Here is a 255-nt window from a genome sequence, read left to right as displayed (position 1 = left end):
CAGACCATACGACGATTAGCTGGAATCGTCGCACTCGCTTTAAAGACACCACGATCTTTCAAGATATCTTCGATGAAATTGTGCTGCAGGCGATCTCTCACCGAATGGTGGGTGGGCGTGTTCTCGTTACCGATTCCACACACGTCAAAGCCAATGCTAACAGGCACCAGTACACCAAAGAACAAGTGTTGCAGAATACCAAAGACTATATGGACGAGCTTAACGAAGCGGTGAAGGAGGACCGGAAAAGCCACG

1 pseudogene is annotated in these 255 nt (G+C 49.0%); it reads left to right on the top strand.

The features are described 5' to 3' along the window. A pseudogene (locus WA407_RS26525) lies at positions 1-255 on the top strand (IS5/IS1182 family transposase); the annotation flags it as partial.

This window comes from Paenibacillus sp. 203 (assembly GCF_037027525.1).
In the GTDB taxonomy this organism is placed as follows: Bacteria; Bacillota; Bacilli; order Paenibacillales; family Paenibacillaceae; genus Paenibacillus; species Paenibacillus polymyxa_B.
The sequence above is the reverse complement of the archived record's forward strand: the minus strand, read 5'-3'. Positions and strand labels throughout refer to the sequence as shown.